Annotated in this window: 20 protein-coding genes and 1 tRNA gene; 10 read left to right on the forward strand and 11 right to left on the reverse strand. The window is 64.6% G+C overall.

The genetic code is table 11. The features are described from left to right. Nucleotides 1-29: 29 nt before the first annotated feature. The 3 genes from folP to U5A52_RS21110 form a co-directional block, all read right to left on the reverse strand. On the reverse strand, nucleotides 30-920 hold the full coding sequence (gene folP, locus U5A52_RS21100) for a dihydropteroate synthase (protein WP_321936138.1): 891 nt from the start codon (nucleotides 918-920) through the stop codon (nucleotides 30-32). A 119-nt stretch (nucleotides 921-1,039) separates the two neighbouring features. After that, entirely contained in the window at nucleotides 1,040-2,926 is a 1,887-nt protein-coding gene (ftsH, locus tag U5A52_RS21105) for an ATP-dependent zinc metalloprotease FtsH (RefSeq protein ID WP_321936087.1), read from the reverse strand. 192 nt (nucleotides 2,927-3,118) lie between these two features. Beyond that, entirely contained in the window at nucleotides 3,119-3,781 is a 663-nt protein-coding gene (locus tag U5A52_RS21110) for an RlmE family RNA methyltransferase (protein ID WP_321912454.1), read from the reverse strand. Nucleotides 3,782-4,054: 273 nt separating this feature from the next. Between U5A52_RS21110 and U5A52_RS21115 the strand changes: the two genes are divergently transcribed. Continuing rightward, entirely contained in the window at nucleotides 4,055-4,600 is a 546-nt protein-coding gene (locus tag U5A52_RS21115; RefSeq protein WP_321912455.1) for a YhbY family RNA-binding protein, read from the forward strand. A 56-nt stretch (nucleotides 4,601-4,656) separates the two neighbouring features. Here the strand turns inward: U5A52_RS21115 and U5A52_RS21120 are convergent, their stop codons facing one another. The 6 genes from U5A52_RS21120 to gloB form a co-directional block, all read right to left on the reverse strand. Continuing rightward, complete coding sequence (locus tag U5A52_RS21120) at nucleotides 4,657-5,118, reverse strand: DUF4149 domain-containing protein (protein WP_321912644.1); 462 nt, start codon at nucleotides 5,116-5,118, stop codon at nucleotides 4,657-4,659. 87 nt (nucleotides 5,119-5,205) lie between these two features. Then, nucleotides 5,206-5,682: a transcription elongation factor GreA gene (gene greA, locus U5A52_RS21125; RefSeq protein WP_158758216.1), complete on the reverse strand. Its 477-nt coding sequence runs from the start codon at nucleotides 5,680-5,682 to the stop codon at nucleotides 5,206-5,208. A gap of 219 nt (nucleotides 5,683-5,901) precedes the next feature. Further along, nucleotides 5,902-9,156: a carbamoyl-phosphate synthase large subunit gene (gene carB, locus U5A52_RS21130; RefSeq protein WP_321912458.1), complete on the reverse strand. Its 3,255-nt coding sequence runs from the start codon at nucleotides 9,154-9,156 to the stop codon at nucleotides 5,902-5,904. 149 nt (nucleotides 9,157-9,305) lie between these two features. Then, the gene (gene carA / locus U5A52_RS21135) at nucleotides 9,306-10,442 is read right to left on the reverse strand and encodes a glutamine-hydrolyzing carbamoyl-phosphate synthase small subunit (protein ID WP_321912460.1); all 1,137 of its coding nucleotides are present in this window, start codon (nucleotides 10,440-10,442) and stop codon (nucleotides 9,306-9,308) included. Between the two features lie 559 nt (nucleotides 10,443-11,001). Then, nucleotides 11,002-12,645 (reverse strand): transglycosylase SLT domain-containing protein, encoded by a 1,644-nt coding sequence (locus U5A52_RS21140; RefSeq protein ID WP_321912462.1) that lies wholly within the window; start codon nucleotides 12,643-12,645, stop codon nucleotides 11,002-11,004. Between the two features lie 154 nt (nucleotides 12,646-12,799). Then, nucleotides 12,800-13,636 (reverse strand): hydroxyacylglutathione hydrolase, encoded by an 837-nt coding sequence (gene gloB, locus U5A52_RS21145; protein ID WP_321936088.1) that lies wholly within the window; start codon nucleotides 13,634-13,636, stop codon nucleotides 12,800-12,802. Nucleotides 13,637-13,656: 20 nt separating this feature from the next. Here gloB and U5A52_RS21150 point away from each other — a divergent pair, with 20 nt between their 5' ends. From U5A52_RS21150 to U5A52_RS21180, 7 genes are all read left to right on the forward strand, one after another. Continuing rightward, nucleotides 13,657-14,532: a class I SAM-dependent methyltransferase gene (locus U5A52_RS21150; RefSeq protein WP_321936089.1), complete on the forward strand. Its 876-nt coding sequence runs from the start codon at nucleotides 13,657-13,659 to the stop codon at nucleotides 14,530-14,532. Beyond that, nucleotides 14,529-14,978, forward strand: coding sequence for a ribonuclease HI (rnhA, locus tag U5A52_RS21155; protein WP_321912468.1), 450 nt, complete (start codon nucleotides 14,529-14,531; stop codon nucleotides 14,976-14,978). The genes U5A52_RS21150 and rnhA overlap by 4 nt, the downstream gene beginning before the upstream one ends. 55 nt (nucleotides 14,979-15,033) lie before the next feature. After that, nucleotides 15,034-15,780, forward strand: coding sequence for a DNA polymerase III subunit epsilon (dnaQ, locus tag U5A52_RS21160; RefSeq protein ID WP_321912470.1), 747 nt, complete (start codon nucleotides 15,034-15,036; stop codon nucleotides 15,778-15,780). 49 nt (nucleotides 15,781-15,829) lie between these two features. Next, nucleotides 15,830-15,904 (forward strand) — tRNA-Val (locus U5A52_RS21165). 393 nt (nucleotides 15,905-16,297) lie between these two features. Next, nucleotides 16,298-17,608, forward strand: coding sequence for an MFS transporter (locus tag U5A52_RS21170; RefSeq protein ID WP_321912472.1), 1,311 nt, complete (start codon nucleotides 16,298-16,300; stop codon nucleotides 17,606-17,608). Nucleotides 17,609-17,710: 102 nt separating this feature from the next. Then, nucleotides 17,711-18,625 carry a TauD/TfdA dioxygenase family protein gene (locus U5A52_RS21175; protein ID WP_321912474.1) on the forward strand — a complete coding sequence of 305 codons (915 nt, stop codon included), beginning with the start codon at nucleotides 17,711-17,713 and terminating at the stop codon, nucleotides 18,623-18,625. A gap of 30 nt (nucleotides 18,626-18,655) precedes the next feature. Further along, complete coding sequence (locus U5A52_RS21180; RefSeq protein WP_321912476.1) at nucleotides 18,656-20,086, forward strand: aldehyde dehydrogenase family protein; 1,431 nt, start codon at nucleotides 18,656-18,658, stop codon at nucleotides 20,084-20,086. 134 nt (nucleotides 20,087-20,220) lie between these two features. On the opposite strand, the gene U5A52_RS21185 is transcribed toward U5A52_RS21180, so the two are convergent. After that, nucleotides 20,221-20,583 (reverse strand): BON domain-containing protein, encoded by a 363-nt coding sequence (locus U5A52_RS21185; RefSeq protein WP_321936090.1) that lies wholly within the window; start codon nucleotides 20,581-20,583, stop codon nucleotides 20,221-20,223. Nucleotides 20,584-20,643: 60 nt separating this feature from the next. Then, nucleotides 20,644-21,759 carry a porin gene (locus U5A52_RS21190; RefSeq protein ID WP_321912479.1) on the reverse strand — a complete coding sequence of 372 codons (1,116 nt, stop codon included), beginning with the start codon at nucleotides 21,757-21,759 and terminating at the stop codon, nucleotides 20,644-20,646. 342 nt (nucleotides 21,760-22,101) lie between these two features. Here U5A52_RS21190 and U5A52_RS21195 point away from each other — a divergent pair, with 342 nt between their 5' ends. Both U5A52_RS21195 and U5A52_RS21200 read left to right on the forward strand, forming a co-directional pair. Beyond that, the gene (locus U5A52_RS21195) at nucleotides 22,102-22,668 is read left to right on the forward strand and encodes a DUF2889 domain-containing protein (protein ID WP_321912481.1); all 567 of its coding nucleotides are present in this window, start codon (nucleotides 22,102-22,104) and stop codon (nucleotides 22,666-22,668) included. 188 nt (nucleotides 22,669-22,856) lie between these two features. After that, nucleotides 22,857-25,658, forward strand: a complete 2,802-nt coding sequence (locus U5A52_RS21200) for a LuxR C-terminal-related transcriptional regulator (RefSeq protein WP_321936091.1) — start codon at nucleotides 22,857-22,859, stop codon at nucleotides 25,656-25,658. Nucleotides 25,659-25,810: the final 152 nt, after the last annotated feature.

Raw genomic sequence — 25,810 nt, forward strand, 5'->3', positions numbered from 1 at the left:
GCGCGGTAGCTCGCTGACCCTCGCGCGGACTATGCGCCGACCGCCATCGCGTCGCGCATCGCCGCCCAGACCTTGAGCGCGTCCACAGTGGGCGCGACGTCGTGCACGCGAATGATCGCCGCACCGCGTTCCGCCGCGCACACCGCCGCCGCCACGCTCGCCGCAACACGTTCGGGCGCGGGCCGGTTCACGAGTGCGCCGAGCATCGACTTGCGCGACATGCCGGCGAGGATCGGATACGGCGCGCCACCTGCCGCGACCTCAGGCGCCGTCTCGGACAAATGCGCGAGCAGTGCGTAATTGTGCTCCACCACCGACTTGCCGAAACCAAAGCCCGGATCCACGCTGATGCGCGCCTTCGCCACGCCCGCCGCTTCGAGTTCGGCACAACGCCCGGCAAGAAACTCACGAACCTCACGCACGACGTTCACGTAATCGGGCTCGCCCACCTGCATGGTCTGCGGCTCGCCATGCATGTGCATCACACACAGCCCGCATGCGCTGCCGCGCACGGCTTCGATTGCGCCAGGCATCCGGAAACCCCAGATGTCGTTGATCATGTCGGCGCCTGCCGCAAGCGCCGCGCGCATGACTTCGGGCTTGTACGTGTCGATCGAGAGCGGCACGTTCGCGCCCTTGAGCTTTTCCACCAGCGGAATCACCCGCTCGAGTTCCTCGTCGAGTGGCACGGGCGGTGCGCCCGGCCGCGTCGACTCACCGCCAATGTCGATGATATCGACGCCGTCGAGCATCATCTGCTCCGCGCGGCGCACGGCGTCGCCACAAGCCATGTACCGGCCGCCGTCGGAAAACGAGTCGCGCGTGGCGTTGAGGATGCCCATGACGAGCGGACGCTCGAAAGTCAACGTGAAGCGGCCGCACGCGAGCGGTTCAGGTGGGAGACTACCTTGCGAGGAGATGTTGGGCACGTCAAGAAACGTCAGATGTGTAACGAGATGCGGCGGCCCACAGGCACGCCAGAAATGCAAAACGGGCCGATGTGAACATCACACCGGCCCGCAACTTTACTCGATCAGGATCACGCCGGTGCAGTGGCGCTACCGGGTTTGACCTCGGTGCCCGTGCTACCGCCCGAGGACGTGTCGCCCGGCGACGGCGAGCTCTTCGGCGAGCGCGGCGGACGGCCGGCCATGATGTCGTTGATCTGGTCGGCGTCGATCGTTTCCCACTCCATGAGTGCCGCGGTCATGGCTTCGACCTTGTCGCGGTTCTCGTCGAGCAGGCGCTTCGCGAGGTTGTACTGCTCGTCCAGCACGCGGCGGATTTCCGCGTCGACCTTCTGCTGCGTCGCTTCCGAGATCGCACGCGTGAAGCCCTTGCCGAACGGACCGCCGTCGTTGTCGTCGTCGGCATAAACCATCGGTCCCATCGCGTCGGTCATGCCGAAGCGCGTGACCATGGCACGAGCCGTTTGCGTCGCCTTGTTGAAGTCGTCCGAGGCGCCCGTGCTGATCAGGTTCATGAACAGCTCTTCCGCCACGCGGCCGCCGAACAGGATGGCCAGACGATCCAGCAGGTAGTCCTTCGAATACGTTTCGTTGTCGTGCTCGGGCAACTGCCACGTCACGCCCAGCGCACGGCCGCGCGGAATGATCGTGACCTTGTGCACCGGGTCCGCCTTCGGCAGCAGCTTCGCGATGACCGCGTGACCCGACTCGTGGTACGCCGTGGCGCGCTTCGCTTCTTCGCGGATCACGGCCGACTTGCGCTCCGGACCCATGAAGATCTTGTCCTTCGCGTCTTCGAAGTCCTGCATCTCGACGATGCGCTTGCCGCGGCGCGCGGCGAAGAGCGCAGCTTCGTTCACGAGGTTCGCGAGGTCAGCACCCGAAAAGCCCGGCGTGCCACGCGCGATCACCGCTGCATCCACGTCGTTGGCGATCGGCACCTTGCGCAGGTGCACCTTCATGATCTGCTCGCGGCCCCGAATGTCCGGCAGGCCCACATACACCTGGCGGTCGAAACGGCCCGGACGCAGCAACGCCTTGTCGAGCACGTCGGAACGGTTGGTTGCCGCGATCACGATGACGCCCGAGTTCGCCTCGAAGCCGTCCATCTCGACCAGCATCTGGTTCAGCGTCTGCTCGCGTTCGTCATTGCCGCCGCCCATACCGGCGCCACGATGACGGCCGACCGCGTCGATTTCGTCGATGAACACGATACACGGCGCGTGCTTCTTGGCCTGCTCGAACATGTCGCGCACGCGGGCCGCGCCCACGCCAACGAACATTTCCACGAAGTCCGAACCCGAGATGCTGAAGAACGGCACCTTCGCTTCGCCGGCAATGGCGCGCGCAAGCAGCGTCTTACCCGTACCCGGAGGTCCAACGAGCAGCACGCCGCGCGGAATACGCCCACCGAGCTTCTGGAATTTTTGCGGATCGCGCAGGAAGTCGACGAGTTCGGACACTTCTTCCTTCGCTTCGTCGCAGCCTGCGACGTCGGAGAAGTTGACCGCGTTGTTGTTCTCGTCGATCAGGCGGGCGCGCGATTTACCAAAGGAGAACGCCCCGCCTTTGCCGCCCCCCTGCATCTGCCTCATCATGTAGAACCAGAACACGATGATCAGTATCGTCGGTCCAAGGTAGTACAACGCCGAAACGAGCGCATTCGGCTCTTCGTCGGCCTTGCCGCTCACCTGCACGCCGTATTTCATCAGGTCGCCGACCATCCAGATATCGCCCGGAGAGACGATCTGGTATTTCTGGCCGTCAGCCGGAGTGACCGTGAGGTTCCGCCCCTGCACCACGACACTCTTGACCTTGCCGGCCTTCGCGTCGTCCATGAACTGCGAGTACGAGACGCCTTCCTGGACACGGGGCTTGTCGAACTGCTTGAACACCGTAAACAGCACCAGTGCTATCACCAGCCACACTGCTGCCTTCGAAAACATGTTGTTGTTCAAAGCACCACTCCTTCACTCATAGATGGGCGCCTACATTTGCCTTGCGACACCACCAAAGCATTCTAATCCAGTACACCGACCCCTGCCATAACGTTTCGCTACCGCAGGAATAGCCCGAGCGCCTTGTCCTGCCCGCCTCTTGCGCCCATTGTGCGGTCAGTTCGCGCCTTTTGCACGGCAATCATGCCCCGTTTAACGGGGGCGCTTCAGATGTTTGCCCAATATAAACGTTTCGGACGATTTATCGCGCGAAGCCTTCGGCTTGCGCGCCGCCACAACCTTGAACTGATCCTTGAACTTCTCGACGATCTGGCTGTAGCCGCTGCCGTGGAAACATTTGACTAAAAGGGCACCATCGGGTTTCAGATGATTCTGCGAAAACTCGAGCGCGAGATCGCACACGTGTTCGATACGCGCCGCGTCTGCCGACGCGACCCCCGAGAGATTGGGTGCCATGTCCGAAATTACAAGATCGACTGGGCGCCCACCCACCAATTCTTCCAGTTGCGCGAGCACATCGTCCTCGCGGAAGTCGCCCTGCAGGAACTGCACGTCCGAAATGGGTTCCATGGGCAGGAGGTCGAGCGCGATGATTGTGCCGTCGATGCCGCCTTCGCGTTGGTCGTCGCGCTTCGTGCCTTGTGCGAGCTTGTTGCGCGCGTACTGGCTCCAGCTGCCGGGCGCGGCGCCGAGGTCCACGATCACCATGCCGGGGCGGATCAGCTTGTCCTGCTCGTCGATTTCCTTGAGCTTGTACGCGGCGCGGGCGCGATAGCCCTCCCGCTGCGCCATTTTCACGTACGGGTCGTTGATATGGTCGTGCAGCCACGACTGGTTGAAGCGATTTTTTGCCATTAAAGATGAACTCTTGCTGCGTGATTCCGCGCTTTTAGCGGATAATACGCGTTTTATTCGTGCGGCCGTCGCGGCCCGCCTGGCCGGATGTTCTTTCCTCCGCCGGCGTTTTTTGCCCGCGCCCTGCCGTTCCCCACGGTTTTCCGTTGTTCCGACGCGCTTTGCCCGCTGGCGGCCCGCTACTCGCGGACCGCATCTACGTCTGCCCAGGTTGTCAATTCATGCCTGGCGAACTGCGCGGCGCCGTCATTTTAGTCGAGTCTGCCACATCCCATGCCCGCCCTCACTCTTTCCGCCGAACAGCGCTCCGAACTGCGCTCCCAGGCTCACGCGCTCAAACCGGTCGTACTCATCGGCGCCGAGGGACTGACCGACGCCGTGCTCAAGGAAATCAAGGTTCACCTCGCCGCGCACCAACTTATCAAGGTGCGCGTATTCGGTGACGAACGCGAAGAGCGCCTCGCGATCTACGAAGAGATCTGCGACCGCCTGAGCGCCGCCCCGATCCAGCACATCGGCAAGCTGCTCGTCATCTACAAGCCCGAGGAAGCCAAGGCGAAGGCTACGACCGCGCGCGCCGGCGCCCGCGGCACCGTGTCGCGCCCGTCGGCCGACGTCCCGAGCGCTCGCGAAGCGGGCAAGCGCGGCGCCGCACCGCGCGTCGTCAAGGTCGTCAAGGCCAGCGACAACCCGATGCGCAAGCCGAAGTCGCAAAAAGTGACGGTCAAGGGTAATGAGCGCGTCACGCAAGGCGGCAACATCAAGCGCGCCAAGAAGCGCCAAACCAGCTCGAAGCGGGCCCACCAGGGCTCGAAGTAAAAAAGCGCGGCCTTCGAGCCGCGCTTTTTTTCGGCGCCAGCGGCTGGGGCACTCGCTTACTGCGCGCAAGCTCCGAGGCGCTGCGGCAACGCGCCGCGCGCCGAAGGCAGCAGCCAGACGAGCCACGCACCAAGCAGGCTCTGCACGAGATAGAACAGGCTCGACACGCCATGCAGCAAGCCGAAGCGGCTCGCATAGGGCGAGCTGGCCACATCCATGCCCGCGCTCATGGCCTGAACGCGCAATGCGTTCATAAACGGCTGCAGCGCGAAATAGCCGATCAGCACGCACAGCAGCATCGCCGCCAGAATCCAGCGCAACCGGCGGTAACCCAGCGCGCCGCGGCGCGCGAGCACGTTCGACAGGCCGAGCAGCAGCACGCCGCACACCACGCCGATCACGCCTTCAAGACGAAAGAACTGCGCGGCAAGCTCGCCGGCCACCACCCTTTCGAGCGACGCGAACAAAACGGGCGCGACCGCATAGCCAATGGTCAGCTGGCTGCCGACCCACAACATGGCGAGCAGCCCGAAAATCCGATGCGGAACGAGCGAAACGGGAGCGGCGTAACCCGCCTGACTTGCGGTACTCACGTCGATATGCCCTCAGACGTAGCGAACCTCGATGACCTCGTACTCGCGCACGCCGCTCGGGGCCTGCACTTCGGCGACGTCGCCTTCGGACTTGCCGATCAGTGCGCGCGCGATCGGCGAGCTGACCGAGATCAGGCCGTGCTCGAGGTCGGCTTCGTCGTCGCCGACGATCTGGTAGGTCACCGTCTTGCCGGAATCGAGGTCTTCGAGATCCACGGTCGAGCCGAACACGATGCGGCCGTCCGCTTCGAGGGTGGACGGGTCGATGATCTGTGCGGCCGACAGCTTCGATTCGATTTCGGCGATGCGGCCTTCGATGAAGCCCTGCTTTTCCTTCGCCGCATCGTATTCCGCGTTTTCCGACAGGTCGCCTTGGGCGCGCGCTTCGGAGATCGCGTTGATGACCGCCGGACGCTCGACGGATTTCAGGCGCTGCAGCTCGCCGCGAAGTTGGTCTGCACCGCGCTTGGTCAAGGGAATCGTGCTCATAAACAACTCGTACGGCCCACAAGGGCCTAAAGAAGGCCGCGCCACGCCAGCGTGTCGCGAGCGTTGCGGCCATAAAAAAAATTCCGCGGTTAAGTGCATCCCGCGAGGGCGGCTGCGCAGCCTGGCGCAGCCTGAAAACCCTGTTGGGACGCCGCTTAACCGCGGCACATTCAGCTCTTTTAGCCTGCCTCGTTGAGCGTTAGACAGACAATTGAAGCCTTAGTTTAGGCGAGCATGGAGGCCTTGTAAATCATAGACTTCCAGGTTCTTCAGGTAGCGCAGACCCTCGACGGCCGCGCGTGCGCCCGACATCGTCGTGTAGTAGGTGACCTTGTTGGCCTGCGCGCTCATGCGGATCGAACGCGAATCGGCGATCGCCGAGCGGGTTTCGTCGACGGTCGTGAACACGAGCGAAATCTCGCCGTTCTTGATCATGTCGACGATGTGCGGACGGCCGTCCTTCACCTTGTTCACGACCTTCACCGGCACGCCGGCCGCCTCGATCGCGGCAGCCGTGCCGCGCGTGGCGACGATCGGGTAGCCGAGTTCGTGCAGCATGCGCGCGACTTCCACGGCCTTGGGCTTGTCGGCGTCCATCACGGTGATGAAGACGGTGCCCGACTCCGGCAGGCGCGAACCCGCCGCGAGCTGCGACTTGAAGAGCGCTTCGCCGAACGTCTTGCCCACGCCCATCACTTCGCCGGTGGAACGCATTTCCGGTCCGAGCACCGGGTCGACGGTCGGGAACTTGATGAACGGGAACACCGCTTCCTTCACGCTGAAGTAAGGCGGCACGACTTCCTTCGTCACGCCCTGGTCCGCCAGCTTCTGGCCGACCATTGCGCGCGCCGCGATTTTCGCGAGCGGCAGGCTGGTCGCCTTCGAAACGTACGGCACGGTACGCGAAGCACGCGGGTTCACTTCCAGCACGTAGATGATGTCCTTCTTCGAACCGTCATCCTGCGGCACTTGCTGGATCGCGAACTGCACGTTCATCAGGCCGACCACGTTCAGCGCCTTGGCCATCGCGGCGGTTTGACGCTTGAGTTCGTCGACCGTTTCCTTCGACAGCGAGTACGGCGGCAGCGAGCAAGCCGAGTCGCCCGAGTGCACGCCCGCCTGTTCGATGTGCTCCATCACGCCGCCGATGAACACGTCGGTGCCGTCGGAGATGCAGTCCACGTCGCATTCGATCGCATCGTTCAGGAAGCGGTCGAGCAGCACCGGCGAGTCGTTCGACACCTTCACTGCCTCGCGCATGTAGCGCTCGAGGTCGCGCGGCTCGTGGACGATTTCCATGGCGCGGCCGCCCAGCACGTACGACGGACGCACGACGAGCGGGTAGCCGATTTCGTCGGCGAGCTTCAGCGCTTCGTCTTCGGCACGCGCGGTGCGGTTCGGCGGCTGGCGCAGGTTCAGGTCCTGCAGCAGCTTCTGGAAGCGTTCGCGGTCTTCCGCCGCGTCGATCATGTCCGGCGACGTGCCGACGATGGGCACGCCATTGGCTTCGAGGTCGAGCGCGAGCTTCAGCGGCGTCTGGCCGCCGTACTGCACGATCACGCCAACCGGCTTTTCCAGGTCGACGATTTCGAGCACGTCTTCGAGCGTGAGCGACTCGAAGTACAGGCGGTCGGACGTGTCGTAGTCGGTCGACACCGTTTCCGGGTTGCAGTTGACCATGATCGTTTCGTAGCCGTCTTCGCGCATGGCGAGCGCGGCGTGCACGCAGCAGTAGTCGAACTCGATACCCTGGCCGATCCGGTTCGGGCCGCCGCCCAGCACCATGATCTTCTTGTTGTTCGTCGGGTTGGCCTCGCACTCGTCCTCATAGGTCGAGTACATGTAGGCGGTCTTCGTCGCGAACTCGGCCGCGCAGGTGTCCACGCGCTTGTAGACCGGGCGCACGTTCAGCTCGATACGACGCTTGCGCACGTCGGCAGCATTCGCGCCGAGCAGCTTCGCCAGGCGGCGATCCGAGAAACCGCTCTGCTTGAGGTAACGCAGTTCGTCCTTCGAAAGGCTCTCGAGCGTGCGGCCACGGACAGCGGCTTCCTTCTTGATGATTTCTTCGATTTGCGCGAGGAACCACGGGTCGATCGCGGTTTCTTCGAAGATCTCTTCGCGCGTCATGCCCACGCGGAACGCGTCGCCCACGTACCAGATGCGGTCCGGACCCGCTTCGCCGATCTCGCGGATGATTTCGTCGCGGCTCGTGGTCTTTTCGTCCAGCCCGTCCACGCCGACTTCGAGACCGCGCAGCGCCTTCTGGAACGACTCCTGGAACGTGCGGCCGATGGCCATCACTTCGCCCACCGACTTCATCTGCGTCGTGAGGCGCGGGTCGGCTTCGCGGAACTTCTCGAACGCGAAACGCGGAATCTTCGTGACAACGTAGTCGATGGTCGGCTCGAACGAGGCCGGCGTCTGACCGCCCGTGATTTCGTTCTTGAGCTCGTCCAGCGTGTAGCCGACGGCCAGCTTCGCGGCGACCTTGGCGATCGGGAAGCCCGTGGCCTTCGAAGCCAGTGCCGACGAACGCGACACGCGCGGGTTCATTTCGATCACGATCATGCGGCCCGTTTTCGGGTCGATCGAGAACTGGACGTTCGAACCGCCCGTGTCCACGCCGATTTCGCGCAGCACAGCCAGCGAGGCGTCACGCAGGATCTGGTATTCCTTGTCGGTGAGCGTTTGCGCCGGTGCGACGGTGATCGAGTCGCCGGTGTGGATGCCCATCGGGTCGAGGTTTTCGATCGAGCAAACGATGATGCAGTTATCCGCCTTGTCGCGGACCACTTCCATCTCGTATTCCTTCCAGCCGAGCAGCGATTCTTCGATCAGCAGTTCGCGCGTAGGCGACAGATCGAGACCGCGCTTGCAGATCTCTTCGAATTCTTCGCGGTTGTACGCGATGCCGCCGCCCGAGCCGCCGAGCGTGAACGACGGACGGATGACGACCGGGTAGCCGCCCGTGCCGGTGGCTTCGGAGATTTCGCCCTGCACCTTGAGCGCCTCTTCCATCGAGTGCGCCACGCCCGACTTCGCCGAACCGAGACCGATCTTGGTCATCGCGTCCTTGAACTTCTGGCGGTCTTCGGCCTTGTCGATGGCTTCCGGCGATGCGCCGATCAGCTCGACGTTGTACTTCTTCAGCACGCCGTGGTGGTGCAGGTCGAGCGCGCAGTTCAGCGCGGTCTGGCCGCCCATCGTCGGCAGGATCGCGTCGGGGCGCTCCTTCTCGATGATGCGCTCCACCACTTCCCACGTGATCGGCTCGATGTAGGTGACATCGGCCGTGTTCGGGTCGGTCATGATCGTCGCCGGATTGCTGTTGACGAGGATGACCTTGTAGCCTTCTTCACGCAGCGCCTTGCATGCCTGCGCGCCCGAATAGTCGAACTCGCACGCCTGGCCGATGATGATCGGACCCGCGCCGATGATGAGAATGCTCTTGATGTCTGTCCGCTTGGGCATAACGCTCTCGCTAAATATTCCTGTGTCTTTTTACGTCTGGCGGCTTGCTGCTTTCTTTGCCTGCCGCCCGGGTACGCGCGTGGGCCGTTATTCAACCCGGCTCGCTGCGCACCCTGCTCTGCGCTTTCGCTTCGGCTTCAGCGCGACGCTTACGCCTTCGCCTTGTCCATCAGCGCCGTGAAGCGGTCGAACAGATAGCCAATGTCCTGCGGGCCCGGCGACGCTTCCGGGTGACCCTGGAAGCAGAACGCGGGCTTGTCGGTCAGCTCGAAGCCTTGCAGCGTGCCGTCGAACAGCGACACGTGCGTGACGCGCGCGTTCGCGGGCAGCGTGGCGGCGTCGACCGCAAAGCCGTGGTTCTGCGACGTGATCACCACGCGGCCGTCGGCCAGATCCTTGACCGGATGGTTCGCGCCGTGGTGGCCCGTCTTCATCTTCAGCGTCTTCGCGCCGACGGCGAGGCCCATGATCTGGTGACCGAGGCAGATGCCGAACGTGGGAATGCCGCGTTCGATGAATGCCTGCGCCGCCTTGATCGCGTAGTCGCACGGTTCCGGGTCGCCCGGGCCGTTCGAGAGGAACACGCCGTCCGGGTTCAGCGCGAGCGCGTCTTCAGCCGTCGACTGCGCCGGCAGCACCGTCACATCGCAGCCGCGTTCGGCCAGCATGCGCAGGATGTTCTGCTTCACGCCGTAGTCGAACGCGACGACCTTGTACTTCGGCGCCGACTGCGTGCGGTAGCCTTCGCCCAGACGCCATTCCGTGGTGTTCCACGTGTACGACTTGTCCGTCGAAACGACCTTCGCGAGGTCCATGCCCGCGAGGCCCGGGAACGAGCGCGCGAGTTCGATGGCCTTCGCTTCGTCGTCGGAACCGGCGAGGATCGCGCCGTTCTGCGCGCCCTTGTCACGCAGAATACGCGTGAGCTTGCGCGTATCGATGCCGGCGATGGCGACCACGCCTTCGTCCTTCAGATACTGGCCGAGCGTGCGCTCCATGCGGAAGTTCGAGGCGAGCACGGGCAGGTCGCGGATGATCAGACCGGCGGCATGGACTTTCGTGGCTTCGACGTCTTCGGCGTTGACGCCGACGTTGCCGATATGCGGATACGTGAGGGTGACGATCTGGCGAGCGTAGCTCGGGTCGGTCAGGATTTCCTGATAACCGGTGATGGCCGTGTTGAACACGACTTCACCGATCGTATGACCCGGCGCGCCGATCGAGTAACCACGAAAGACCGTGCCGTCGGCGAGCGCGAGCAGAGCGGGAGAGAATGACGGCAACACGGGAGACTCCTTGGGGGAGCACCCTGTGCCGACCTGTTATCCGACGTTGCGATCTTGCGACCTGAGAGCGGCTGCGGCGTCGGCATCCTTTTCTGTGAAGATCAGGATGCGCGCGCGGCTCGCTCGCTACGCGACCCCATCAGCGGTCGACCGTTGTGGCGCCGGGCCACGAGCGCGCGTTTGTGACGCGGGATCGGGCGGCAGCCGGCCAGTTGACGATGAAGCGCGGGCGGCGGATGAACGGATGGGAAGAGGTAGGCGCTAGGGTGCGGGTTGATAAGCTCAAACCTTGAAATTATAGCGCGAAAGTCACCTTTCCTTCAAATTCCAGGATGACGCTGGCGACGGAGAGCGTGCTCGCAGCCCGGTGCACGGCCCTATCCACTATAGCGGGCGGACGCGTGGCGGCAAGCGCCGCTTCTGTTTTTGGCACCCACCAATGAAAACGCCGCCACCTGGCAGGGTGACGGCGTCAAACACAACAAAAACGGAAAAGTGATCGGAGCGAAATACCATGCGCTGCCCCCGCAACGCATGTTTGAGCACCCTTCGCCAGCCGCTATTTTGTCTGGTGCTTCTGCGCGTGGGTTTCGGCCTTCGCGCGGCTTGCCGCACCCTTCGACGCCTTGCTGGGCGCGGCGCTGACCGTCTTGGCCTTGACAGGTTCGGAAACCTTGACGACCTCGGTGCGCGCGCGACCGTGCTTCTTATCGTATCGCGACTTCGACCCGGTGTCTGCAACGCGAGTGCCAATTCGCTGCACGGCACCACCAGAAACGTTCGCTGCCAGACGTTCCGGCCCCGGTTCGCTCGGCATCGCCTTATTGACCGGCACGTGCAGCACCAGCACCTGACCCGGCGCGACGTAGTCGCGGTGAGTCTTGTTCCACGCCTTCAACTGCCCGAGCGACACGCCATAGCGGCTCGCAACCGTTTCCATCGACTGCTTGCGGCGCACGCGGATCAGCATCTTGCGCGTGTCGGGCACGTCCGGCTCCATGGCCAGCACGGCGCTTTCCGCCACGTCGGCGCTGATGTCCTCGTCGTCGCCGTCGTCGGTGCGCGGCACCACGAGCGTCGAACCCGCCTTCAGGCGCATGCCCGCTGGAATCTTGTTCACCGACATCAGCGTGTCGGCGTCAACACCGATCTTCTGCGCGATCGCGGCCGGCGTGGCGCGCGAGTCGGTCGTGTAGACGGTCCAGGAGGAAAGCTGGCCGGAATAGGCCTTCAGGTTGCGCTCGAACGCGCTCGCGTTGTCGAACGGCAGCAGGATCTGCGGGTCGGTCGCACCGAGAATGATGGGCTTCTTGAACGACGGGTTCAGCGAGCGGAACTCGTCGGTCGTCATGTTCGCGAGCTTGGCGGCGACGTCCACGTCGATGTCGTGCGAGGTCGTGACCGTGACGAAATACGGATGGTTCGGAATGGAGGGCAGCGTGAGCCCGTACTGCTGCGGGTTCATCACGATGTTCTTGACCGCCTGCAGTTTCGGCACGTAATTACGTGTTTCGTTGGGCATGCGCAGGCTTTGATAGTCGGTCGGCAAGCCCGCCGCCTCGTTGCGCGCAATGGCGCGCTGCACGTTCCCCTCGCCCCAGTTGTAAGCGGCAAGCGCGAGATACCAGTCGCCGAACATGTCGTGCAGGCGCGAGAGGTAGTCGAGCGCGGCGCTGGTCGAGGCCAGCACGTCGCGGCGCTCGTCCTGCCACATGTTCTGCTTGAGGTTGTAGGTGCGGCCCGTGCCCGGCACGAACTGCCACATGCCGGCGGCCTTCGCGACCGACAGCGCCTGCGGGTTATACGCGGATTCGATGAATGGCAGCAGCGCGAGCTCGGTGGGCATGTGACGCGCCTCGAGCTCTTCGACGATGTGATAGAGGTACTTCTGCGAACGCTCGGTCATGCGCGCGACGTAATCGGGCCGCTGGGCGTACCAGTTGGCGTTCATGTCGACGAGGTCGCTCTGCAGGTCGGGCATCTGGAAGCCGCGGCGAATGCGCCCCCAGAGGTCGGCGTCGGGGCTCGTGAGCTGATCGACGGAACCTTGATCGACGTTAATGGTTTCCCTTGCTGCGGAGGTCTTACGAATGAGGTCGGCGTTGGCCTGGGCGTTGGCTGGTGCTAGAGAACTCGCAGACGGTCCCCCACTCGCACAGGCGGCGAGCATGAGGACCAGCAGCGCACTGAGTATGAATCGCATGAAAATCTACATCCGCATGGCTGGAATTTGCAGCCGATAGTACGGAACGTGCCCGTTTCCGTCAATCGGAATTATTTGAAAAAAATCCATGAAATCCGCAGCTTGGGCGTGATTCCATACGATTGGGTTGAGCATGCCCCCTAACCTGGTTGGGTCAGCGGAACCGATTCTTCCATTCACGCATCATGGCGAAAGCAGCCAGCCGGTCCGGCACTGATTCGTGCAGCGCCTCGGTGAGCGCGGCCTGCACCGACGCATCGCCTGCACGCAGGAACGGATTGACTGCGCGCTCGTGCGCGATCGTCGTTGGCAGCGTCGGCACGCCGCGCTCACGCAGCGCCGCCGCTTCGCGGCTCCACTCGCGCAAATCGGCGTTTTCGGGATCGCAGGCGAGCGCGAAGCGAATGTTTGACAACGTGTATTCGTGTGCGCAATGCACGTGGGTGTTGCCGGGCAGTGCCGCGAGCGCGTCGAGCGAGTCGAGCATCTGCGCGGGCGTGCCCTCGAAGAGGCGGCCGCAGCCGCAGGCAAAGAGCGTGTCGCCGCAGAACACGTGCGGCGTGCCGGCGGCATCCGCCGCCTGAAAATAGGCGATGTGGCCGCGCGTGTGGCCCGGCACGTCGATCACCTTCAAGTCGAGCGCTGGGGCATCCAGACGGACGGCGTCGCCACCCTTCACACGCGTGACGAACGGGTCGAGCGGGCCGAGCGCCTCGCCGGCCGGGCCGTATACAGGGACGACGGCGTCGGCAAGCAGGTCCGCCACACCGCCGACGTGGTCGTTGTGGTGATGGGTGAGTAAAATAGCGACGAGCCGCCAGCCGCGCTGCGCGAGATACGCGCGAACCGGAGCGGCGTCGCCCGGATCGACGGCAACGGCGTTCTGGCCGTCCGAAACGACCCAGATGTAATTGTCTTCAAAAGCCGGAACCGGTACGTACTCGTAGGCGCACGCATCGCTCGAACGCGCGTACTCAAGCGGACTCTTCATGGGGCGACGTATTCTTCGACATGTCTGACCGATTGATTATAGACTGGCCCGCCTGGACCGCCTCGCCCGCTGGCAGGTATGTGCTCGGCTGGGAGCAGGAGCAGCTCGACCGCGTGGTCTCGAACATATTCGGCTACCATGCGCTGCAGCTCGGCCTGCCGCAGCTCGACGCCCTGCGCGAGAACCGCATGTCGTGCCGCGGTCTCGTGCTCGACGCCGCCAGTGCCGCCAGCGCTCCCTACTCCGTACCCGGCGCGTCGGCGCATGCGCACCCGAACGGCGGGCAGACCATGCCCGGCGCGGACGGCGCAACGCCAGACCGCAGCCCGTTGCTGCACGCGCCCGCAGGCCGCAGTACCGTGTGGTGCGACCATCTCGATCTGCCGTTCGAGGCGCAGAGCGTCGACCTCATCGTGATGCCGCACACGCTCGAATTCACGAGCGACCCGCACCGCCTGCTGCGCGAAGCCGAACGCGTGCTGATGCCCGAAGGGCAATTGCTGATCGTCGGTTTCAACTCGCTTTCGCTGTGGGGCGCGCGCCAGTCGGTCGGCAAGCTGACCGGCCATCCGTTCCTGCCGGCGCGCCAGGACCTGATCGCGTTCACGCGGCTGAAAGACTGGATCAAGCTGCTTGGCTTCGAGCTTGAACGCGGGCGCTTCGGCTGCTATCGTCCGCCGCTCTCGACCGACCAGTGGCTCGGCCGCTACGGCTTCATGGAAGCCGCGGGCGACCGCTGGTGGGCGATTTTCGGCGCTATCTATATGGTGACGGCGATCAAGCGCGTGCGCGGCATGCGCCTCGTCGGCCCACGCAAGGTCAAGAAGCCGGTGCTGGCTGCGAGCCTGAAGCCCGCGGCCACCACCCCTTCCCCAACACGCAACAAGGACTCATGAGCACACCCGACTTCGTCGAAATCTTCACGGACGGCGCCTGCAAGGGCAACCCCGGCCCCGGCGGCTGGGGCGCGCTGCTGCGTTTCGGCGCGCAGGAAAAAGAACTGTTCGGCGGCGAGGCCGGCACGACCAACAACCGCATGGAACTGATGGGCGTGATCGCCGCGCTCGAAGCGCTCAAGCGCCCGTGCAAGGTGATCGTGCACACCGACTCGCAGTACGTGCAAAAAGGCATCAGCGAGTGGATTCACGGCTGGAAGAAGAAAAACTGGATGACGGCCGCCAAGACGCCGGTCAAGAACGACGACCTCTGGAAGCGCCTCGACGCGCTCGTCGCCCAGCACGAGGTGGAATGGCGCTGGGTGAAGGGTCACGCCGGCCATCCGGAGAACGAGCGCGCCGACGCGCTCGCGAACCGCGGCGTCGCCACGCTCGCCGAACTCTGAGACCGCTTGCCGAAACCGCCTTGCGGCTGCCCCACGCTTTCACGCTTTACAAGACATGCGCCAGATCATTCTCGATACCGAAACCACCGGCCTGAACGCCCGCACGGGCGACCGCATCATCGAAATCGGCTGCGTCGAGCTGGTGAACCGCCGGCTCACCGGCAACAACCTGCACTTCTACGTGAACCCGGAACGCGACAGCGACCCGGGCGCACTCGCCGTGCACGGCCTCACGACCGAGTTCCTCTCCGACAAGCCGAAGTTCGCCGAAGTCGCGGACGAGATCCTCGATTTCGTGCGCGAGGCGGACATCATCATCCACAACGCGCCGTTCGACATCGGCTTTCTCGACGCCGAGCTCGCGCTGCTCGGCAAGCCGGGGTTCAAGGAGCATTGCGGCGAGGTGATCGACACGCTCGTGCAGGCCAAGCAGATCTTCCCGGGCAAGCGCAACTCGCTCGACGCCCTGTGCGATCGCTTCGGCATCAGCAACGCGCACCGCACGCTGCACGGCGCGCTGCTCGACTCGGAACTGCTCGCCGAGGTCTATCTCGCGATGACGCGCGGCCAGGAGAGCCTCGTCATCGACATGCTGGGCGAGCACGCCGCGACCGGTGCGGCCGCCGCGCCGCGCGTGCAGCTCGAGTCGATCGATCTGCCGGTGATCATGGCGAGCGACGAAGAGCTGAGCGCGCATCAAGCCGTGCTCAACGAGCTCGACAAGGCGGTCAAGGGAACGTCCGTGTGGCGCACCGAACCTGCCCCGGCCGAAGAAAATACGGCCGATGCGCAAAATGCTTAAAAAAGGGCTTTACAAGATCGGAAACGCCCTGCATAATCTCAATCTCTTCGGGTGGTTAGCTCAGCGGTAGAGCACTGCCTTCACACGGCAGGGGTCACTGGTTCGATCCCAGTACTACCCACCAGAATTCCTGGTGTTGGTAACGACAAACACCGAAGAATAAAAGGCCTCGTTGCGAAAGCAACGAGGCCTTTTGCTTTGCGCGAAGAAAGATGCGATCTCGCCCCCGAGGATTACCCTTGCCTACCCGCCTGGGGTGGTTGCTCCGGGTAGCCATGCTCCTAAGGTAACGCCAGATACCGGCACTACCGAAGCGCGATCTACGATGCCGCGCACGGACAAGGAGACATCATGAACGCACCGCGCGTCGCCGCCCCTCTCTTCCATCTCGAATTCACGGCTCGCCCGTCCTGATTCCACCGCACCGATCCCGGCGCGAAGCCGTCCTGCGCGCGCCGGTCCACGTCCTTGCGTTGCCCGCAACACCCCGGCGCCAGCCGGCACAACGAGATCGCCCATGTCCACTTCATCTTCCTGGCAGCCGAAGTCCGCCTGGACCGTCACGGCCCTGCTCACCGTGCTCGCCATGATCAACTTTCTCGACAAGATCGTTCTCGGCATGGTCGCGGTCCCGCTCATGGCCGACATGCACCTCTCGCCTGCGCAGTTCGGTTTTGTCGCCGGCAGTTTCTTCTGGCTCTTCTCGACCTCGACGGTTCTCGTCGGCTTTCTCTCGAATCGCATCGCGACCCGATGGATCCTGCTCGCCATGGGCGCAAGCTGGTCGATCCTGCAACTTCCTCAGGCCTTCACCACCAGCACGCTCGCGCTGCTGGTCTGCCGCGTGATTCTCGGCGCGGCGGAGGGCCCTTCGTTCCCGACCTCGGTCCACTCGCTCTTCAAGTGGTTTCCGGACCAAAGACGCAGTGTGCCCGTGGCCGTCATCAACCAGGGCGCGGTCGTCGGCATGGTGCTGGCCGGCCTCGCGATTCCCGCGATCACCCAGCGCTGGGGCTGGCGCATGAACTTCCTCGTACTCGCCGCGATTGGCGCGCTCTGGTGCGTCCTGTGGCTGGCCTTTGGCCGCGAAGGCACCCTGGACGCCGTACGCCGCACGCCGTCCGGCTCCACCGTGCAAACGCCAGACACTGGCGGCTCCGCCCGCTTGCCCTACCGCAAGATCCTCACCGACGCCTCCGTTCTCTCGATCTTCCTGCTCGGCTTCGTCGCCTACTGGCTACTCGGCCAGACCATCACGTGGCTGCCCACCTACCTCGAAAAGGGACTCGGCTTCGGCGGCATTGCATCGGGACGTCTCTTCGCGCTGGTCATCGCATTCGCTGCGCCAGTCAACATCGGGCTGAGCGCCCTCTCCCAGCGCATGCTCCAGCGCGGCGCGACCACGCGCGAGGCCCGCGCACGGCTTACGAGCGTCGTCACGATCGCGGGCGGACTGCTCTTCCTCGCGCTGGCAGCGATCGATCTCACGCCGATGCAAAAGGTGTTCTGCTATGCCGTGGCGGCCGCACTGCCCACGTTCTGCCTGACGCTCGCGCCCGCCATGCTCGCCGAAATGGTGCCGCTTGCCCAGCGCGGCTCGATCATTGCGATCAACACTGCGGTCGCGAGCCTCGGCGCGGCGATCGGGCCGGCCGTTGTCGGCCGGCTCGTCCAGGCTTACGCAGCGTCCGGCGCGCGTGCTTATGAAATCGCCATCGCACTAACGGCCGTGCTGCTGATCCTCGCGGCGATCGTGGCGTTGCGCTGGCTCAACCCCGAACGCTCGTTGCGCACGCTTGGCGAAGCCGCCACACCGCTCACCGCCTGAACGAACACGTCACGCGTTTGCCGCAATGCGGCGCGCGTGAGCCGTCAATACGACGAGCATCACAATCACAACCACAAATACATATCGATACTGGAGAGTGACATGCAAGTAACCATTAGCATACCTAACGAACCTGAATCTCTTACCCGGCAAACAGAAAGCTGGCCATTCACGCTCACTCGCCATACCCCGGCCATCGGCGCAGAAATCGGCGACATCGACCTGCGCGATCCGCTCGACGACACAACCTGCCTCGCCCTGCGCCGCGCGCTCCTCAAGTACAAGGTCCTGTTCTTCCGCGACCAGGACATCACGCCCGCGCAGCACGTAGCCATTGCCCGGCGCTTCGGCGAACTGGAAGTCCACCCGACGTTTCCGCATCATCCGGACCACCCCGAGCTGGTCATTCTCGGGCGCAACGACGCGAAACGCGGGCGCGAGAATCTCTACCACTCCGACGTATCGTGGCGCGAGATTCCGTCGATGGGTTCGATGCTGCGCTGTGTGCAGTGTCCCGAAGTCGGCGGTGACACGATGTGGATCAACATGGCCGCGGCCTACGAAGGCCTGCCCGACGACATCAAGACGCGCATTGCCGATCTCACTGCGGTCCACGATTTTCTGCCGCTGTTCGGGATCGCGGTTCCCGAAGACCAGCACGCGGAGATGAAAAAGCACTTTCCGCCCGCCACCCACCCGGTCGTGCGCACGCATCCTGAAACCGGCGAGAAAATCCTTTACGTCAACGAGGCATTCACAACCCATCTGGCCAACTACGGCCATAAGACCGTCGACCAGTACCGCGTGGGCTTCGACTTCAAGCTCGCCGAAATGGAACTGCTGCAGTTTCTGTTTCGTCAGGCGCAGGTGCCCGAGTATCAGGTGCGGCTCAATTGGCGTGCGAACACGATTGCCTTCTGGGACAACCGGTCGTGCCAGCACTACGCCATTCAGGACTACTACCCTGCGGTGCGCCACATGATGCGCGCGACCGTAATTGGCGACCGGCCGGTTTGAGCCGATCGCGTCGCGATCAGGAAATGGACGATGAAAACACTGAACCGCTTCTATATCGACGGACAATGGGTCGAGCCTGCGCAGCACGGTGCGGGCGCCGCCTCGTTCGACATTGTCGATCCTGCCACCGAAGAACGGATTGGCACGCTGGCGATGGGCAATCAGCAAGACGCCAATAGCGCCGTCGCCGCGGCGCGCGCCGCCTTTCCAACATGGTCCGAAACCCGCCGCGAGACGCGTATCGCGCTGCTCGAACGCGTCGCCGCGATCTATCGGCGGCGCCTGCCCGAGATCGCCGATGCCGTGCGCCAGGAAATCGGCGCGCCGATCTCGCTGTGCAATGCGCTGCAAGCGCCGATCGGCCTCGCCCAGCTACGCGCGGCGATCGACACCCTGCGCGACTTTGCGTTCGAAACGACGCACGGCAAGAGCTACGTGTGCCGCGAGGCAATCGGCGTCGCCGCGCTCATCACGCCCTGGAACTGGCCGCTGAACCAGATCATGGCCAAGGTCGCGCCGGCACTCGCCGCAGGCTGCACCGTCGTGCTCAAGCCCTCGGAAATCGCGCCGCTCGACGCCATGATCTTCGCCGAGATCATGCACGAGGCTGCTACGCCGCGCGGTGTGTTCAACATGGTGTTCGGCGAAGGCCGCACGGTCGGTGCGCGGCTCGCGTCGCACCCTGACGTGGACATGGTTTCCATCACGGGCTCGACCCGCGCGGGCGTCGAGGTGGCGATCGGCGCGGCGCCTACCGTCAAGCGTGTCGCGCAGGAACTGGGCGGCAAGTCTGCCCTGCTGATTCTCGACGACGCCGATCTGCAGTCCGCCGTGGCAAGCGGCGTTGCGCAGTGCATGGCGAATTCCGGGCAGACCTGTATCGCCCCGACACGCATGCTGGTCCCGCGCACGCGCTACGACGAGGCGGTCGCGATCGCGGCGGCAGCCGCCAACGCGATCCCGGTCGGCGATCCGGCAGACCCGGCAACGCGCATGGGCCCAATCTCGAACCGCGCACAGTACGACAAGGTGCAGCGCATGATAGAAGCCGGCATGGCGGAAGGCGCACGCGTGGCGGCAGGAGGCCTTGGCCGCCCGCCCGGCCTGGCGCGCGGCTTCTACGCACGGCCGACAATCTTCGCCGGCGTGCACAACGGCATGACGATCGCACGCGAGGAGATCTTCGGCCCGGTGCTGGCGATCATTCCCTACGACGACGAAGAGGACGCCATCCGGATTGCGAACGACAGTGTCTATGGGCTCGCTGGCTACATCGCCACAAGCGACCCGCAACGCGCGCGCAAGGTGGCCGCGCGCCTGCGTGTGGGTTCGGTGCGCATCAACGGTGCGATGCTCGATGTGAGCGTGCCGTTCGGCGGTTACAAGACGTCGGGGAACGGCCGCGAATATGGCGCAGAGGGGCTGGCCGAGTTTCTCGAGTGCAAGTCGGTGACGATGTAAGTCGCCATCAAACGCTGCGCTTCGCAAACGAGGCGGAAAGCAGCGCTTGCTGCGCACCGCCCTCATCTCCTCCCCCAAAAAAAGCGGGACCGGCTTTCCGGTCCCGCTCTGCGCTCACACCGCTTATCGACACCCTAGAAAGTCGAAAGCGTCAATGTGTTGGTCACCGAGGTCACACCGGCCACGCTCTGGGCAACGCGCGTTGCCTGCTCGATCTGCGCCTGCTCCGGCACCCATCCCTCGAGCGTCACTGCGCCATTGGCCGCGCGCACGGTGATGCCGCTCGCGCGTAGCCCCTTCGCTTTCGCGAGCGCGTTCAGCACGCGCCGGCGCAGCGCGCGGTCGGCGGCCTTCGCCGAGGCCGGCGTTGCGCCGACGGAAGCCGCGGCGGCAACGGGCGCGGAAGACGACGCCTCGCCGCCTTGCGCGTGAGCCTGCAACGATGCGGCAAGCAGCATGGCCACGGCAAGCGCCCGGCCGTTGCGAATGACATTCATCCTGGTCCCTCCTTGTTGATGGCGAGTGGCGGCCGCGCCGCGAAGCGCGGCACTGCCTGTTCAGAAGCGATGCGTCATGCCGACCACGGCGAGCACCTGCTTCGTGTCCGTGCTCGTCACCGAAACGCCCGGCCAGCTCATCGTCGCTGTGCCGTTGTTCTTCATGTAGCCCGCGCGCATATAGAACGCCGTGCGCTTCGAGAGACTGTGATCCACGCCGATCTGCACGCCGGGCGTGTTGTCGTGCGCGCCACGCACGTTGCGCTCGAACCCGGCAATCTCGAACGTATCGGCCGACGTCGCCTGAACCGTCGCGCCGAACTCCATCACGCTCGACGATTTGCCCGCGCCGAGCAGCGCCGCGAGCGAATGCGCTGGCGCGTCGTGCGGCTTGTTGTACGCATAGTTGAATTGCAGATTGACAATGCCGATGCGGTAGCTGAGCACGCCCGTGTAGTGTTCTGTGCCGAGCAGGTTGAGCGGACCGGGCAGCCCAGCGATCGTCGCCGTGCCGGGATGCTGATACTGGTAAGCGATGCCGGCGTAGAGTCCGTAACCCGAATACGTAAGCCCCAGGTCGAGTATGTTGCCCGAGGTCTGCGGAACCGGCTGGGTGACGGTGGCCGTAAAGCCATACATGCCGTAAAACTGGACACCCGCGAGATTCGGCGACTTGTAGAGCATGGAATTGCTCGTACGGCCCGTTGCGGACTGACTGGCAAGCGTATTGCGATCGACCGCGAGCACCGCGGCCGAGAGCGGCGAGAGTACTTCGTTGCCACGGAACGGATCGGTCGGATAAACGACCCAGAACGTCGGCTGATACTGGCGCCCAAATGTCAGCGAGCCATAGTTCTCGTGAGTGAGGCCAACCCAGGCCTGACGGTAGAAGATCGCGCTGGTATCCGCGAGCAGACCGCCGTTGTTGATGTTGTAGCCGGCTTCGGTGTCGAACACCGCCTTCAGCCCGTTGCCTAAATCTTCAACTCCCTTCAGGCCGAACATCGACCCCGTGTTCCCGCCGCTTCGTTCGGAATACGAATTCTTCGCGCCGTTGTGCAAATACTGAATGAACACATCTGCCACGCCATACAACGTCACGCTCGACTGCGCCGCGGCGCTACCGGCCACCACGGCCAGCGTCGCCCCGCAAATACCCTTGCTGATAGAACGCATGCATGTCTCCTCTTTATGATTGCCGCGTGCAACAGCGCGGCGAATGTGTAACCCGTTTGGCACAGCGAAGCACATGCGGCGCAGTGTTGCAGGGACGATGGAGGGGACAACTACCCGAACGGAGTGGGGACGGGAATACCCCAACCGTCGCATGAAACCGGATGCGCAACGCCCAGATACAGGCCTGGATGCAGGCCCACGAAACTGGCGCGCCCTGCTGCGCATGCCGCAACATCAGCGTGCGCCAACCACCCGCGCGGGGTGGTGTCGCCGTGCCCCAGTCGGCTCACGATCGCACTATCGCGCCTGGCGTTGCAGCGGCGCATTCTGGAGCGGCATTACATGCATCACAATCCAACCGCAAGCGCGACGCGAAAGTTGGCGCACACGCGCCAGATCGTCTGCACCGGCTACGTTCGCGACGACGGCCTCTACGACATCGAGGCCCGCATGACGGACACGAAGGGCCACGATTCGGCGCTGTTGTTCAAGGACGTGCCGCGCGGTAGCCCGATCCACGACATGCGGTTCACGATCACGATCGACGCCCATCTCGTGATTCGCGCGGCGCACGCGCACACGGAAAGCGCGCCCACGCCCTGGTGCTCGCAGATCAACGAGGCCTACGCAAAGCTGGCCGGCATTGCGATTGGCAGCGGCTTCATGAAGGAAGTGAAGGCGCGCCTGGGCGGCGCATTGGGCTGCACGCACCTCACCGAGTTGCTCGGCCCGATGGCTACCACTGCGTTCCAGACGATCATGGGGCTGCAGGAGGGTGCGCACACGAGCCTCGCCGCAGCCGCCCGCGGCGAAGGGAAGCCGCTTTTGCCCATGCTCGACGCATGCCACGCATGGCGCGCGGACGGCGAAGTCGTACATGCAGCGAGCCTGCTGCGCGCACGCGGGTGAGCGCCGATGTCTGGCGGCCGGTATCGCCCCCTGCCGACCCTCATTGCGCTACCGCAAAGCCGACCGGCACGCGCGGCGCGCTCGCTCGCGTGCCCGCACAATCACGCGCGCTACAATAGCCCGATACTCGTTTCGTCATCGGGCGTGCGCAGTCGTCGCGGCGCCATGACTGCAAGGCGCACGCGAACATGCCGCAACGCTGGCCCGACTCCCCATCCGCCGCCACCGGCGCGCCGTCGCGGGTGATGGCGCCGCGCAACAAAACGCGCGTCGTCGCACGCGAGCGTGTGGTCAGCCAGCTCATCGAGGCCCGGCGCAAGCGTTGCATCGTGCTCCAGGGGCCGGCCGGCTGCGGCAAGACCACCACGCTGCTCGCCTGGCGCGAGGCGCTGCTGCCGCTAGGCTTCAATCTCGCGTGGCTCACGCTCGCGCCGGAAGACGACGATCTCGCGAGCTTCGTCGACGGTCTCGTAGCAAGCCTCGCCCAGGTCGACCCGGCCATTTGTCGCGAGGCGGCCCTCCTCGGCGGCCGCGGCGTGGACGACGAAGCGGTCGAGCGCACCGTGATCGCGCTCGTGCGCGCCATCGCCGCTCGCACAGCCGACCTTGCGCTCGTCGTCGACGATCTCGACCATGTCACCAATCCACGCAGTCATCGCGCCCTCCAGTGGCTGATCGATTACGCGCCGTCGAACCTGCACATCGTGCTGGTGTCGCGCGGCAGCTTTCCGGTGTCGCTCGGTCGCCTACGCGATCGGGATCTGGTGCTGGAGCTCAACATGCGCGACCTGCGCTTCACCTTCGCCGAATCCGCAACATATTTGCGGGCGCAGCTTGGCGAAGTTAGCGACAAAGATGCGCGCGAGATGCACGAGCTGACCGATGGCTGGGTGGCCGGCCTGCAGCTTTTCTCCATGCATCTGAAGCGCCGCCGCTCGGCGGACGTCGTCCCGCCCCTCGCGAGCATGCAGCTTCACGACGCGAGCGCTTTTGGGGACTACTTCGAACGGGCGGTGCTCTCCCGCCTTTCGGCAACCGAGGTCGAGCTGCTCGTGCGCACTTCGGTTTGCGCGCGCCTGTGCTCGTCGCTGTGCGTCGCGCTCGTCGGCGACGAGCAGCCGCCAGAGGAAGTCCTTGCGCTGCTCGCACGCCTCGAAGCGGACAACCTCTTCATCACGCAGGTAGAACGTGTCGGCAATGAGACGTGGTACCGGCTCAATCCGCTCTTTCGCGAGACCCTGCTCGATCGCATGCGCACGCGAAGCGAGGCCCTGCAGCACGCGGTGCATCACGCGGCCTGGTGCTGGTTCCGCGACCACGGCTTGCCCGAGGAAGCCGTGCGCCATGCGCTGCAGGCCGGCGAAGCGGCCGCTGCTGCCGAACTCGTCTTGTCGGTGGCGCGCGATCTGCAGCTGTCCGGCGATCTGCGCAAGCTCGTCTCGCTCATTCACCTGCTGCCGCACGCCGAGATCGAGGCGCGCATCGACCTGCGGCTGTGGCGTCTGCAGCTCGAACTGTATGCGCGCGACTTCGAAGCCTGCGCCGCAAGCATCGCGCGCCTCGACGCCTCGATTCCGGCCGAAAACACCCAGGCGCGGTACCGGCTCTTGCTGCTGCGCGCGGCTGTCGACGTGCAACGCGACGACGCCGACAGTGCGGCGGCCATCCTGCCCGCTATTCTCGCCGCCCCGGTCGACGCCACGAGCCAGTCGATCGGCGCGCGCAGCAACCTGCTTTCCTGGCTCTACATGCGGCGCGGCGAATACGAAGAGGCACGCGCCGCGCAACACGACACCCCACGCCCGCTGCACGCGGGCTCCCCGTTGATGGGCACTTCCGCGGGCGTGCTCAACGGGCGCTGCCTGGTCGGCTTCAGCTACGCGCTCGAAGGCCGGTTCCTGCAGGTCGAGCGCATTAGCCGCGACGTCCTCGCGGAGGCCGACGAACGTGGCAGCAGCACGGCGGAGGCCGCGTGCTTCGCGGCGGCGCTGCTTGGCGAGGCGCTCTACGAGTTCAACGACATCGCCGGTGCGAGACGGCTGCTCGAAGATCGCGTCGATGTGCTCGAGCGTGTATCCATTCCGGACTCCGTACTACGTGTGCACACCGTGCTCTCTGCCGCGCATTGGGCGGAGAGCCACCGGCTCGATGCATTCGCGTATCTCGATCGGCTCGAGGAGTACGCAAGCCGGCACGGCCTGCCGCGGCTCCTCGCGCACAGCCTCGCCGCGCAGGTCCGCCAGCATCTGCATTGCGGCCAGTTCGAAGACGCCGAAACCGATCTCGCGCGGCTCGACATGATCGCGGCACGTTTGCGGCCCACGCGGCCGAATGCCTGGCACGACGTCCACGCGCTCGCGGAGCGCTCGCATGTCAACTGGTGCCTCGCACACGAAGACTTCGAGGGCGCGGCCTTGCGCCTGCCCGAACTCATTTCGCATTGCAGCGAGCGCGGCTGGCAGCACCACATGGTGCAGTTGCGCATGCAGTCGGCGCTCGTGGATCACCGCCGCGGTCGTCTGGAAGCAGCCCGAGAAACCGCGCTCGCCGGCTTGCGCCTCGCCCACCGGCTCGGCCTCGTGCGCAGCGTGCTCGACGTGGACGCCAAAATCGTCGCCTTCGCCGCGCAAGTTGTGCATGGCGTAGAGGGTGAGACGGACAATCCGGACACTGGCGCCGATCCCGTGCTGGCGTTTTACGTCGACCGGTTGCGCGCCGCGCAGGTCACGGCAGCCGCACTCGCCAGCACAACGAACGAAGCTTCGCTGCAGCGCGACGCAACGCCAAACGGGGCCGAAACCCTCAGCGAGCGCGAAACGAAGGTCGTGAGTCTGCTCGCGCAGGCGCTGCCGAACAAGAAGATCGCCCGCACGCTCGGCATCTCGCCCGAAACGGTCAAGTGGCATCTCAAGAACATCTACGGCAAGTTAGGCGTATCGAGCCGCGATGAAGCGGTCGCGCGCGTGCGCGATCTGGGCATCGATCCCTGACGGGCGCCCTGCCCGGGCACGGGCGCGCATGCGCCACCCGGTACGGGTGGTACGACTGCCGGCACCACCCGCTATGCTTGTTTTCAAGGGGTTTCGCCCGACCGAACCCCTCCCGGAAAAATCAACGTGGCGCACCCCAAGGGTTGCACGCA

Source organism: Paraburkholderia sp. J8-2 (genome assembly GCF_905220195.1).
Classification (GTDB): Bacteria; Pseudomonadota; Gammaproteobacteria; order Burkholderiales; family Burkholderiaceae; genus Paraburkholderia.